This is a genomic window from Acinetobacter sp. VT 511 (genome assembly GCF_001077515.1).
GTDB classification, from domain to species: Bacteria; Pseudomonadota; Gammaproteobacteria; order Pseudomonadales; family Moraxellaceae; genus Acinetobacter; species Acinetobacter schindleri.
Genome location: NZ_LFRE01000089.1, coordinates 145,633 through 159,213, shown reverse-complemented (window position 1 = coordinate 159,213; position 13,581 = coordinate 145,633). Strand labels below are relative to the sequence as shown.

12 protein-coding genes are annotated in these 13,581 nt (G+C 43.8%); 4 read left to right on the top strand and 8 right to left on the bottom strand.

Annotation, left to right across the window (positions count from 1 at the left end; translation table 11 throughout):
• Window positions 1-254: 254 nt before the first annotated feature.
• Complete coding sequence (locus tag ACS72_RS13500; protein ID WP_004814876.1) at window positions 255-1,646, top strand: APC family permease; 1,392 nt, start codon at window positions 255-257, stop codon at window positions 1,644-1,646.
• 81 nt (window positions 1,647-1,727) lie between these two features.
• Here ACS72_RS13500 and ACS72_RS13495 read toward each other — a convergent pair whose 3' ends face one another.
• From ACS72_RS13495 to rplU, 8 genes are all read right to left on the bottom strand, one after another.
• Window positions 1,728-2,117: a hypothetical protein gene (locus ACS72_RS13495; protein ID WP_008307582.1), complete on the bottom strand. Its 390-nt coding sequence runs from the start codon at window positions 2,115-2,117 to the stop codon at window positions 1,728-1,730.
• Between the two features lie 175 nt (window positions 2,118-2,292).
• Window positions 2,293-2,769, bottom strand: a complete 477-nt coding sequence (locus tag ACS72_RS13490; protein WP_004814872.1) for a tRNA (cytidine(34)-2'-O)-methyltransferase — start codon at window positions 2,767-2,769, stop codon at window positions 2,293-2,295.
• A gap of 34 nt (window positions 2,770-2,803) precedes the next feature.
• On the bottom strand, window positions 2,804-4,177 hold the full coding sequence (gene cysG / locus ACS72_RS13485) for a siroheme synthase CysG (RefSeq protein WP_008307579.1): 1,374 nt from the start codon (window positions 4,175-4,177) through the stop codon (window positions 2,804-2,806).
• A 73-nt stretch (window positions 4,178-4,250) separates the two neighbouring features.
• Complete coding sequence (gene serS / locus ACS72_RS13480) at window positions 4,251-5,522, bottom strand: serine--tRNA ligase (RefSeq protein ID WP_008307578.1); 1,272 nt, start codon at window positions 5,520-5,522, stop codon at window positions 4,251-4,253.
• 100 nt (window positions 5,523-5,622) lie between these two features.
• Window positions 5,623-6,384 (bottom strand): DUF3298 domain-containing protein, encoded by a 762-nt coding sequence (locus tag ACS72_RS13475; RefSeq protein WP_034593111.1) that lies wholly within the window; start codon window positions 6,382-6,384, stop codon window positions 5,623-5,625.
• A 167-nt stretch (window positions 6,385-6,551) separates the two neighbouring features.
• Window positions 6,552-7,244: an outer membrane lipoprotein chaperone LolA gene (gene lolA, locus ACS72_RS13470; protein ID WP_048882391.1), complete on the bottom strand. Its 693-nt coding sequence runs from the start codon at window positions 7,242-7,244 to the stop codon at window positions 6,552-6,554.
• A gap of 240 nt (window positions 7,245-7,484) precedes the next feature.
• Window positions 7,485-7,739: a 50S ribosomal protein L27 gene (gene rpmA / locus ACS72_RS13465; protein WP_004814861.1), complete on the bottom strand. Its 255-nt coding sequence runs from the start codon at window positions 7,737-7,739 to the stop codon at window positions 7,485-7,487.
• A gap of 19 nt (window positions 7,740-7,758) precedes the next feature.
• A complete protein-coding gene (gene rplU / locus ACS72_RS13460) occupies window positions 7,759-8,070 on the bottom strand; it encodes a 50S ribosomal protein L21 (RefSeq protein ID WP_004814860.1) in 312 nt (103 codons plus the stop codon).
• Window positions 8,071-8,526: 456 nt separating this feature from the next.
• Between rplU and sdsA the strand changes: the two genes are divergently transcribed.
• The 3 genes from sdsA (at window position 8,527) to ACS72_RS13445 (ending at window position 13,575) form a co-directional block, all read left to right on the top strand.
• A complete protein-coding gene (gene sdsA, locus ACS72_RS13455) occupies window positions 8,527-9,504 on the top strand; it encodes an All-trans-nonaprenyl-diphosphate synthase (RefSeq protein WP_048882390.1) in 978 nt (325 codons plus the stop codon).
• Between the two features lie 15 nt (window positions 9,505-9,519).
• Complete coding sequence (locus tag ACS72_RS13450; protein ID WP_048882389.1) at window positions 9,520-11,562, top strand: site-specific recombinase; 2,043 nt, start codon at window positions 9,520-9,522, stop codon at window positions 11,560-11,562.
• 744 nt (window positions 11,563-12,306) lie between these two features.
• A complete protein-coding gene (locus ACS72_RS13445; protein WP_048882388.1) occupies window positions 12,307-13,575 on the top strand; it encodes an efflux RND transporter periplasmic adaptor subunit in 1,269 nt (422 codons plus the stop codon).
• Window positions 13,576-13,581 lie beyond the last annotated feature (6 nt).

The following is a 13,581-nucleotide window of genomic DNA, read 5'->3' as shown; positions in this document are numbered from 1 at the left end:
GCCAATATAGCCGAAATTCTAGCCTGATGTTTTTTTAAGCATCAGGCTTTTATCTTGCATAAGAAAAAATTCGATTTCTTTTTTTGAATGGCACATTTTATGCAGGACAAAAGTCAAAAAAATAGCTAGCAAAAGCCGTTCTTTTCAAGTAGATTGGCGGACTTTTATAGAAAACTGTAGGGGGGATCGTTCGTCTCAAACGATCCTTATTCAATATGACTGATCCTTGATCAACGATTAAGAGGATAACGCCGTTGACTAATATCTCTGGGACTCAATCGGCAGCTAAACTGCAAAAAACGCTAGGACTCTGGCACATCATTATTATTGGTTTAGCTTATATTCAACCCATGACCTTGTTTGATACATTTGGTCTGGTATCTGAAGAAAGTAACTTCCACGTTCCTACCTCTTACATTTTTGCACTGATTGCAATTTTGTTAACCTCCTTGAGCTATGGTCATATGATTCGTCGCTACCCTTCTTCGGGTTCGGCCTATACCTATGCGCAAAAATCCATCCACCCGAACGTAGGTTTCATGGTGGGTTGGTCATCCTTGCTGGATTACCTGTTATCGCCAATGGTCAATATCATTCTGGCGGTGATTTATCTGGAAGCACTTTTCCCAGATATGAATCATTGGGTCTGGGTCATTGGTTTAACAGCGTTCATGACTGCGATTAACCTCCGCGGTGCAAAATTTGTTGCCAACTTCAACAGTATGATTGTATTTGTACAGTTGGGCGTCATTGCATACTTCACCTGGATGGTTTACCAACTTCTGGAAGGTGGTGTAAATGCAGACGGCACATTAGTCGATGCAAAGTATCAATTATGGAGTTTAGAGCCATTCTGGAATGAGTTTACCTCTGTTGCTGCCTTGATTACCGGTGCAACCTTACTGTGCTTTTCTTTTACAGGTTTTGACTCTTTAAGTTCACTGGCTGAAGAAACCAAAGATACTGAAAAAACTTTGCCTAAAGCGATTTTCTTGACTGCATTAATAGCGGGTATCATTTTCATCATCAGTACTTACTTCATGCAGATCTTCTTCCCGAATGATCCAAAAACCTACTTTGAAGATATCGCTGCAACACAGCCTGATATTTTACAAGCAGTAGGTGGTGTGGCATTTAAGACAGTGGTACTTTACTTTGCGATTGTGACAGTTATGGCTTCCGGTATTTCAGCGCATGCGGGTGTGTCTCGTCTGATGTACGTAATGGGTCGTGATGGCGTAATTAACAAAAAAATCTTTGGTCACATTAGTCCGAAAAACTACACACCGTCATACAATATCCTGATCGCTGGTGCAGTTGCTTTAACTGCTGGTTTCATGGATCTTGACTTTGTCGTGTCACTGATCAGCTTTGGTGCGTTAACTGCATTCAGTTTCGTCAACTTGTCGGTGATTTCACGTTATGCACTGCGTGATGGCCGCACGAAGAGTGCCAAAGAGATCATGAATTTTGTCGTCGTTCCCTTACTTGGCTTCATTTCAGTGTTTGCATTATGGCTAGAAGTCGACGAAGCTTCGCTTAAATACGGTCTGATCTGGGCATTTGGCGGTATCTTGTACCTGGGTTATAAGACCAAAGGCTTCAAGCACCCTGCTCCTCAGCACAATGAATTTGATGATAAATAATATCCTTCTTATTCAAATAAAAAAGGCGCTTGATGCGCCTTTTTTAGTTCTGACGTGTTTATTTTTTAGTTCAGTTCAAAATCATTTTAGACGACAGTTAAAGCCCATGCGGGTATCAACAATATTGTCTTTATAACCAAGCCGTTCGATAAATAGATTACGATTTTTTAAAACCTCCTGACTTTCAGGACTCAAACGCGCCTTGTTCTGTACAGCCAGATGATAGGTTTCATTCACCACACCCTGGAAGATATTACACACTTCCTGACGTTTTAGTTGATTCAGAATCCGTCCGCGCCAACTCCATTCAAAATCATCTTTGCTAAGGGTTTTACCCCAAGCTTCAATACGCTCATTCAGTTGCTGCTGCATCTCTGCCATACCCTGCCTGATTTCCTCCTGAGTAAGCGGTTTTACCTCTTCTACTGGCTGTTGTGGTTCTGGCTGTGCCTGGCTTGCTCCACTAAACATTAATAAAACCGCACAACTCGCTGTGATCCACCCCTTATTCAAGTTTTTTTCCTTTTTTTGTGTTCTCAAATTATTTATACCGAAGATAAGCCCAATGACCAACCACTGCACAAGCCTTGTTACACAAATCAAAAAAAGCCGCCAATTGGCAGCTTCTTAAAAGAAAGAATACTAATTAAAGCGTTTTAAACCCCTGCTGACGCCAGGCTTCGTACACAATCACTGCTGTCGCATTAGACAGGTTCAGACTACGCGAATTTTCAGCCATTGGCAGACGGATCCAGTGTTCTTTCGGGAACATCATACGCACATTTTCTGGCAGACCACGTGTTTCCGGCCCCATCAACAAAGCCACAGGACGATTTAAGTCTGAAGTATGTGGGGTTTCAGAACCTTTAGTCGTCAATGGATAGACCGCATCTGCACCAATGCCTTGAGAAGCTAAGTCTGCCAAACATTCTTCAATATTTTCCCAGATTTGCATATTGGCATATTCGTGATAATCCAGACCAGCACGTTTTAGCTTTTTGTCATCCAGTTCAAAGCCCAGCGGCTTGACTAAATGCAACTGTGCTCCCGTATTTGCGCATAGGCGAATAATATTACCTGTATTGGCAGGAATTTCAGGTTCATATAAAACAACATGGATCACAGCTTTTCTCTACTTTTGGGAGTTCAGTGGCCATTTAGGACCACTTCAATTTTTCACGTAAACGCACCACTTCACCAATAATAGTCAAAGTTGGTGCCTGAATATGGTGCTCATTCACTTTCGATGCAATATCTTGGAGCGTTCCCACCACGACTTTTTGCTCTGGTGTGGTGCCTTTTGAGACTAGGGCTACTGGCATATCTGGACGCTGACCATGCTCAATCAATTGTGCACAGATTTTTTCCAGTCCAACCAGTCCCATATACAGTACCAGTGTCTGGTTTTCATAGACCAGTTCATTCCAAGGCAGCTCTGGTGAACCCTCTTTTAAATGGCCTGTCAGGAAACGCACGCTTTGCGCATAATCACGGTGAGTTAATGGAATACCAGCATAGGCTGAGCAGCCAGACGCAGCAGTAATACCTGGAACAACCTGGAAAGCTACGCCCGCAGCAAACAGCTCTTCAATCTCTTCACCGCCACGACCAAAGATAAACGGATCACCGCCTTTCAGACGACAGACACGCTTACCTTCACTGGCATATTTTACCAGTAAGGCATTAATTCCTTCTTGTGGCACCGCATGATTAGACCTCGCCTTACCGACATAGATCTTCTCTGCATCACGGCGACAGAGATCCATAATCGGTGCAGAAACCAGACGGTCATAGATCACCACATCGGCTTGTTGCATCAAGCGTAAGGCTTTTAGCGTCAATAACTCTGGATCACCCGGTCCGGCACCGACCAGATAAACTTCACCTTTTGGCTTTTGCCATTCATTCAAGGCTTGTTCAATCAGACGGTCAGCTTCAGCCAGATTGTCATTAAACACCTGTTCTTTCAAAGGACTAGCGTACAAGTCTTCCCAGAAGATACGGCGTTCATCGGGATTAGTGATCTTGGCTTTAACTGCACTACGCCACTTACCAGAGAACTCAGCCAGTTTACCCATACCATGCGGAATGGTAGCTTCAAGCTGGGTGCGGATCTGACGAGACAATACTGGTGAAGTACCGTTGCTGGCTACTGAAATAATCAGTGGTGAGCGGTCGATAATCGCCGGTACCATAAAACGGCAATGCGGCGGATCATCAACACTGTTGACCAGCACATTTTCAGCTTCACAGTCTTCAAACACCTGACGGTTGACTCCAGCATCATTGGTCGCTGCAATCACCAGACGGTAGGAACGTAGAGGAATTTCAGAATTGAAAGGTGCCTGAACATATTGACCGGCGGTCGCTTGAACAATCTCAAGCAGACTCGCTTCGATCTCAGGTGCAATCACCGAAATGACTGCCCCTGCTTTCTGTAGCAATACCGCTTTACGGTATGCAATATGTCCACCACCGACAATCAGACAAGGTTGCTGTTGCAACTTTAACGAGATTGGAAAGATATCCACAAAATGCCTCAAAAAGTTTTAAATCTGACTGTCTAAGCAATTTTCATGCACATTTTGGTGCATACACCGACATTTAGTCGATGTAAGTTGTACCACCCATATACGGACGCAGTACTTCAGGGATCTCAATTGAACCATCAGCACGTTGATAGTTTTCCATGACTGCCAGTAAAGTACGACCTACAGCCAGACCTGAACCATTCAGCGTATGTACGAATTCAGTTTTTTTCTGGTCAGCACGGTAACGCGCTTTCATACGGCGTGCCTGGAAATCCCACATATTTGAGCAAGATGAAATCTCACGATACGTATTTTGACTTGGCACCCAGACTTCAAGGTCATAAGTTTTGCATGCACCAAAGCCCATATCACCGCCACACAGAATGATTTTACGGTATGGCAGACCTAATGCCTGCAAAATACCTTCTGCATGACCAGTTAACTCTTCCAGTGCCTGCATAGAGTCTTCAGGTTTTACAATCTGAACCATCTCAACTTTATCGAACTGGTGCTGACGGATCAAACCACGGGTATCACGGCCATAAGAGCCAGCTTCACTACGAAAACATGGGGTATGTGCTGCATATTTCAGTGGTAGACGGTCAGCATCGATGATTTCATCACGCACGAAGTTGGTTACAGGTACTTCAGCTGTTGGAATCAAGTAGAATTCTTTCTCGCCTTGCAGCTTAAACAGATCTTCTTCAAATTTTGGTAATTGACCAGTCCCACGTAAAGAGTCTGCATTCACCAAATAAGGAACATAGGCTTCGGTATAGCCATTTTTCAGAGTATGGGTATCCAGCATGAACTGGGTAATCGCACGTTGCAGACGCGCTAAAGGACCTTTCAGAACGCTAAACCGTGAACCAGTCAGTTTGGTCGCAGTTTCAAATTCCAGACCGCCCATCATTTCGCCCAGGTCAGTATGGTCTTTGATTTCAAAATCAAATTCGCGTGGTGTACCCCATTTCAGGACTTCCACATTGTCATTTTCATCTTTACCTTCAGGAACAGATTCATCTGGCAAGTTTGGAATAGACAGGGATTTTTCTTCCAGTTCAGCTTGCAATTCAGCCAGTGCTGCTTCTGCTGCTTTAATTTCATCGCCAATTGCAGACATGCGTGCCATGATTTCAGACGCATCGCCACCGGCTTTTTTGATTTGGCCAACTTGTTTCGCACCCGCATTACGCTCAGCTTGTAGCGATTCAGTTTTGGACTGAATTTCTTTACGGCGAGCTTCAAGTGATGCCCACTCCTCGACATTCAGTTGAACACCACGTTTTGCCAAGGCTAAATTTACAGCCTCAATATTATTTCTGAGTAATTTCGGGTCGATCATAGCCAATCTTTAGATAAGAAAAAAACTGGCTATAGTGTAAGCTCTTAACGGCAAAAAATACAGTGACCTGGTGAATGGCTGCGCCTTATTAGCACAATATTTAAGGGGTTGTTTTTGGCAAAATGGATAAATATTCAGGTCGGATGATCCCGTTTAATGCCGTATAAGGTACTTTTAATTCTACCATCACACTTGTGGACTTGCTCAACTCACCTGCTGGATAAATCAGTACCAAGCCTTGACTGTCAAAATAATAATTATCACTTAATTCCAATTGCTTTGATGTTACTTGGGCACGATCCAACCAGTCTTTGTTTTCTTGATACAAGCTTTGTTTTAACTTTTCTTCAGTATTGCCCAGCATAATTTGATAAAGAGCCAGACGTTTCTTTTGCTTAAGGTCCAGATTGACGTATTCAGTATGAGATTGTGGCTGTGCTGCACGTCTAGGCTGATGAGCAGTTTTGAATATAAAAGTCACCAGATGACCATGCTGATTCAGGTAACTGATCTGAATGGAACGCTGCTCAAAAGATTTTGACTGATCCTTTGCTTTGATTTTATCACTGCTTACTTTGTTAAAGGCAACTGGCTCGGTACGCTGGATACGCTCTATAAAATACTGGTCAATCCAAGCTATATTGGTATCTACAGTTTGCAGATCAAAGCGCACACAACTCTCTACTTCGCACACGACCTGATTAACACCTTTCACTGGAATGGTTTTGGATTGTATTTGCCCTGCTTCTTCTGTTTGCGCAGATGCATTGACTGAAGACGTTTGAGGCTGACAGGCAAACAACCCCACATTTAAACATAAAATACAGCTGATCCAGCCGGTTTTAAATGAAGTCATTTTCATCCTAAGCACCTGAAATTTAATAATTTAATTGACTTGAATTTTGTTTATTCTAAAACGCCTGAATCTCCAGATATAGGCAAACCTTGTAATGTCTCCAAATCCATTTCTATTATTGGCAAATAAAAAGCAACCCGAAGGTTGCTTTTTTATTTTGCTGATATTGATGCTTATTGATCAATAATGTCCGTTCCTTTAGGCGGTGTGAAATTAAAGGTAGATGCCGGAATGCTGGCATTCACTTTCACATTGCTAAAGTTGATATAGGTAGTTTGACCCAATGAATCTTCCAGAATCATCAGACTCGGTGCCTTGTTAGCGCCAAAGCTAATCGTCAGGCTTTCAAACACACCATCACTTGCCTTTGGATACAGCTTGTAATAGGTCTTGCCTTTGTTTGGCTGTGTCACACGATAAGACTGCATGATCTGGTTGGTATTTCCAGAGAGCAATAATGCTGGTGTATTGGAGACTTGTTCATCCAGGCTCTGACGAACGGCTTGCTGCAAGTCTGGGTCATAGATCCAGACAGTTTTTCCTGTGGTAGCAATTGTCTGTTTCGAAGGTGCTGTAGTTTCCCAATAGAATTTACCCGGACGCTGCACTTTCATCACACCTTTAAAGGTCTGGTTCATGTGCTGGGCGCTCAAACCTTTTTTCTGAGTTGCTTTCGGATTGGTAATCTTGGTGGTTTGCTCAAAGTTTGCCGTTAAGCTACGGATATTACTGAGCTGCTTCACCAGATTGGCAGTGGCTTGCTGCTCCGTCGCTGCAGTTGCGGCAAATACAGTCGTGCTCATGACAGGAGCCAGTGTTGCCGCACCGATTGTTATGGCACATACATTTTTACGAAGCATATTCATAATCTCACCTTTTTGTATTTGCATATCGCTATTTATCTAATGGCTCATCTTAAACGAATTTCAAAAACTAAGATGATAGAAAATAAGAAGTTTTGTATTGTTATTAATGCAAAATCCCTGCTTTTGTTCATCATGATGAAGATCACCGTTTATTCTTCAGCCATATGTTTCAGACTGACTCGTCAATCTTCAAGCATAAAAAAACCCACAGAATCTGTGGGTTTTTTCTATTGTCGCAGATTATGCTTCAACAGATACGTAGCGACGACCGAACTGGCCTTTCACTTCGAATTTTACTACGCCATCAGCAGTAGCAAATAAAGTATGGTCACGGCCCATACCTACGTTAACACCAGCGTGGAATTCAGTACCACGTTGACGAACGATGATGTTACCTGCAGTTACAGTTTGACCACCGTAAACTTTAACACCTAACATCTTAGGATTCGAATCACGACCGTTCTTAGTCGAACCACCGGCTTTTTTAGTTGCCATGTCTCATTACTCCTAGTAATTAGCCTGAAATGCTAGTAATTTTCAACTCGGTAAACCATTGACGGTGACCTTGTTGTTTACGGTAGTGCTTACGACGACGCATTTTGATGATGCGGATTTTGTCGTGACGACCATGGCTAACTACTTCTGCAGTTACTTTAGCGCCAGCTACCACTGGAGCACCGATTTGAATGCTTTCACCGTTTACAAGCATCAACACGTCATCAAAAGTAACAGTTGCGCCAGTTTCAGCTTTCAATAATTCAACTTTAAGGGTTTCACCCTCAACTACACGGTGCTGTTTACCACCGCTTTGGATTACTGCGTACATAATGTACTCCAAATATGCCCGTGTCGTCGTGCCGATAAAGGGATATACCGGTCTTAAAACGTACGCCACTGGGGGTTATACAAGGGCAAAGATTTTAAGGGATATTCGTATAAACAACAAGCCATTTTATAGAAATATTGATGAATACATTTATCCATCTCTTTGAGATTATACTAATTTTAGTAAAATCAGACACTCATGCAATTTTTTGCTACAAAAATCAACAGAGCCGGACGGTTATTTTTGAGTAGTATACTGAGCCACAAATTTCGGAGTACATGATCCGTAAAGGTAAATCGATAGAGTACAGTCAGCCACCAGAATCAGGCTGGATGGATTATATTCATCATAAAAAACTGATTTTTAGTGGAGTTTGTACGTTTCTTATGTTTCATGGATGTTATAAATTGTTAAACTACCGACTTGAGATTTACCAAACTAGAGGTTTCCTTTCACATGACCATCGACTTTAAGCAAGATATTCTCGCTCCTGTGGCACATGACTTTGCTGCGATGGACACATTTATTAATGAGGGGATTACTTCAAAAGTTGCCTTAGTCATGGCAGTGAGCAAACATGTGGTTGAAGCAGGTGGCAAGCGTATGCGCCCGATTATGTGTTTACTGGCAGCCAAAGCCTGTGGCGCAGATGATCTGGATCAGCATCGTAAACTCGCAGCGATCATTGAAATGCTACATACCGCAACGCTGGTACATGATGACGTCGTGGATGAATCTGGCCTGCGCCGTGGCCGTCCAACTGCGAATGCGACCTGGAATAACCAGACTGCCGTATTGGTCGGTGACTTCCTGATCTCACGTGCCTTTGACCTGCTGGTTGATCTGAACAATATGGTCTTACTCAAGGACTTCTCAACTGGTACCTGTGAAATTGCCGAGGGTGAAGTATTGCAGTTGCAATCGCAACATCAGCCTGAAACAACTGAAGAAACGTATTTAAATATTATTCATGGTAAAACTTCTCGCCTATTTGAACTGGCGACTGAAGGTGCTGCCATCCTGACTGGTAAAGAAGAGTTCCGTGCCCCGCTACGAACTTTTGCCGGTCACTTTGGAAATGCATTCCAGATCATTGACGATATTCTGGATTACACCTCAGATGCAGAAACACTGGGCAAGAATATCGGGGATGACCTGATGGAAGGTAAACCGACCTTGCCATTGATTGCGGCACTGAAGAATACCTCTGGGAATGACTTCGAGGTTGTGCGTAAGAGCATTGCAACGGGCGGTACTGACCACCTTGAACAGGTGATTCATATTGTCAATGCATCCGGTGCTCTGGATTACTGCCGTCAGCGTGCGACTGAAGAAACCGAAGCTGCGATCGCTGCACTGGATCTATTGCCGGATTCTGAATACCGTCAGGCGCTGATTAACCTGGCTAAACTTGCGCTTCATCGCATCCAATAGATACCCACCTCGCCTATGCATATTAAGTTTCTCGATATTTTCCACGGCATGCAGCAACAGCTTGAGCAGCCTCAGGCAAAGCTGGATGAAAACCTGTTAATTGAACTCGTGAATCGTATACGACCAATAGACAGCAAGAATACCGAAGAAATCGAAGAAAAATTTCAGGCATTTTTACAGTCCTTACTGATCACCCCCAATGCGGTTTCTACCCTGCAGACCTTTGTGCTGCGCGTGATTAACCGCTACAAACAGACCAGCCTGTTTTCTGATACAGGTATTTTATCCTTGGACGGTTTCTGGAATCAGCTCAATCAGCGTATTGGTGCACATATTCTGCCCATGATTCCGGATGACAAAAGCCTGCAGGAACTGATGCGTCGGGTATTTCATGAACGCAGTGACCGCTATTGGCTCGACTATCTGGCCGATGAAGACTGGCTGCGACTGTTTAGCGTGATGAATCAGGGTCATTCTAATCAGCCTGAAAAAACCCGGATTAAAGATGAACTGATCAAGGCACTGACTATCCTGTCATATCGCGTCAGTGGTATTGCCCTGCATCCTGAATTTATCAATGCTCAGCCTGAACTGATGGAATATGAATCGCCTTTTCTGATTCAGAACCGTGAGATCAATGAATTTATTCAGGAATATAAAAAGCGCTTTAACAATGTAGAACTGGTGGATTCAATCCTGCCACCAGACGCTTCTCAGGCAATGGTGATGCTTGAGCAATGTCATGATGTCGTCGCGAAAATTCGCCGCTCCACCAAACGCATTGGCGTAAGTGTCAGTTTGACCTACATGCTGGCCCTGCTGGAACAATGTCTGGAACGGATTGAAATTCTGCTGAATATGATCATGGATGATGACCAGTTGCGTTATCAGTCTATGGGGTATTTTCTGGTAGATATTACTGAAGCACTTTATAGTGAACGTAGTGTCCGCTCCCTGCTGGCGACCAACAGCGAATTACTGGCTTTACAGGTGACTGAGAATGCTTCCAAAACTGGAGAGCATTATGTAAGTACCGACAAGCAGGGCTTCCTGGCCATGTATAAGGCCGCAGCGGGTGCCGGGGTCATTATTGCCACTATGGCTACCCTGAAGATACTCATGGCACGTGTCACCATGGCACCGCTCATGCAAGCTTTTAGCTACAGTATGAATTATTCACTGGGCTTTATGCTCATCCATGTACTGCATTTCACTGTAGCGACCAAACAGCCCGCGATGACCGCAGCTGCACTGGCTTCTACCGTACAACAGCGTAAGGGTTCAAAAACCGCCCAGATCGCTGAACTGGCTGCACTGATTGTGAATATCATTCGGACCCAGTTCGTAGCAATTCTGGGAAATATTTCGATTGCCATACCCGTTGCTGCCTTGCTGACCTTTATGTGGGATGCTGCCCTTCATGAACCTTTAATGAATCATGCCAAAGCGGCCAAGACCTTACATGACCTGAATCCGTTTACTTCACTTGCGATTCCACATGCTGCAATTGCCGGGGTTTGCCTGTTCCTGTCTGGCCTGCTCGCAGGTTATTTTGACAATATGGCGGTATATCGTAAGGTCGGACCACGTCTGAAAGCGCATGCTCGTCTGGCTAACCTGATGGGACAAGAGCGCTTAAACAAATTTTCCGAATATATGGAACGTAATTTGGGAGCCTTGGGGGGTAACTTTATTTTCGGGATCATGCTCGGCAGTATGGGCACCATTGGTTTTATTCTCGGTATGCCGCTGGATATTCGTCATATTGCTTTTGCTTCGGCCAACTTTATTCAAGGACTAATAAATATTAATGGGCCTGATATCGGCCTGGTGGTGGTTTCGTTTCTAGGTGTTCTACTGATTGGTCTGACTAACCTGTTTGTCAGTTTTAGTCTGACCATTATTGTGGCATTACGTGCGCGTCGGGTGCGTTTCGAACAATGGAAACCACTGGCGAAACTAGTCATGACCCATTTCCTGACTCGACCGAGCGATTTCTTCTGGCCACCAAAGCAAGATGTTGATATTGACGAAAATCATACAAACAGCAAAGGTTGAAACTGAGACAATTCTTGTTGATTTATCAACAGAATTACCTAATAAAAATATGGATTTTGTATAAATTACGCACACTTGAAAAAAAGTGTACTGACAAGTACACTTCAGGACAGACGGTTAACCGGTATCATGTCGGTTAGAAAGAACAAGGATATCTGGCATGCCCTACTTGTTGCTTTTTATCGGTTTTTTTATTTGATTTTCAGTGTGTTCGTTCATCTTGATTCAGTTTATAGCAAGTTTGATTTGCTGATTGCTGAATAAATAAAGTACTGCACAGAGATCTGTCTGTATTAAATGACCGCAGCCATAAGGTGCCTATATGGCATGCCATTTGTATTACTTTTAACCATCTGCTGGTGTATTGCCCCAGTTTGGTATATAAAGTATGCAAACTTAATTTTATATGTATCGGAATTCTTGGAGGATTTATTCTCAAATGGCGACTTAAAATTCTGATTGCCTCAGTATGGCCTTCTGGATGTTTCATAAATTGAACAATACAGATTGCCCATTCCAGTTATGACGTTTGGTGATTTACATCAGCCAGCAATATCTTCCTCATAAACTGATGGTGTGATGGGCATAAGAATTTTAAAAAACCTTTGGTGAATATAGTTTCCTCCAGAAGTAATCGCCGACCGGAGTATAAGTTTTATTTGGATCTTGTCATTGTATTTAATTTTTTAAATACAATAAGTTACAAATAAAAAATTTAGATAAAAATCTAATCGAGGTGGAACAATGATGTCTGCAAAGCTTTGGGCACCTGCCCTGACTGCTTGCGCATTAGCAACAAGTATCGCGCTTGTTGGCTGTAGCAAAGATCCTAAAGAGGGCCAGCAAGCTGGTGCTCAACAGCAAATGCCACCGACTGAAGTTGGTGTGCTGGTTGCACAGCCACAAAGCGTTGAGCAGTCTGTTGAACTCTCAGGTCGCACAACAGCATTTGAGATTTCAGAAGTACGTCCACAGGCGACTGGTGTCGTGCTAAAACGCTTATTCAGCGAAGGCAGCTATGTCCGTGAAGGTCAGGCGCTGTATGAAATCGACTCTAGTACTAACCGTGCCACAGTGGACAATGCTCGTGCAGCAATTGCACGTGCTGAGGCAAATCTGGGCGTGTTACGTGTTAAAGAAGGTCGTTACCGTCAACTGGTTGGTACTAACGCGATTTCCAAGCAGGAATATGATGACATTGTAGCGCAGGTTAAACTGGCTGAAGCTGATTTGAATGCGAACCGTGCAACATTGCGTAATGCTCAAATTAACTTAGGCTATTCAACTGTACGTGCGCCAATTTCTGGTCAGACTAACCGTTCTTCAATCACTGCAGGTGCGCTGGTAACTGCAAACCAGCCAGAGCCGCTGGTAACCATTCAGCGTCTGGATCCAATCTATGTAGATATTAATCAGTCAAGCGCGGAATTGCTGCGTCTGCGTCAGCAGTTGAGTAAAGGTGACCTGAACAGCTCTAATAACACACGTGTGAAGTTAAAACTGGAAGATGGCAGCATCTATCCGGTTGAAGGCCGTTTAGCATTCTCTGATGCCAGCGTGAATCCAGAAACTGGTACAGTGACACTGCGTGCAGTATTCCCGAACAAGAATCACCTGTTGCTACCAGGTATGTTTGCTACTGCGCAAATCGTTCAGGGTGAAGTACCAAATGCTTACCTGATTCCTCAGGCAGCATTAACACGTACGCCTACCGGTCAAGCTATGGCGATGTTAGTGGGTGCTGATAATAAGGTAATCCCACGCCCAGTCACTACTGCGGGTACACAAGGCCAAAACTGGATCGTGACTGAAGGTTTGAAGCCGGGTGATAAAGTGATTGTAGATGGTATTGCGAAAGTAAAACCGGAACAACAGGTCGTGGCTAAACCTTACCAGCCTCAAGCTGCTGCACCACAGGGTGCTGCACAACCCACTGCCCAACAACCTGGTGCAGCGCAAAAAGCGGATGATGCAAAAGAACAATCTGAACAAAAACCTGCTGCCAAAGCATAAGGAGTA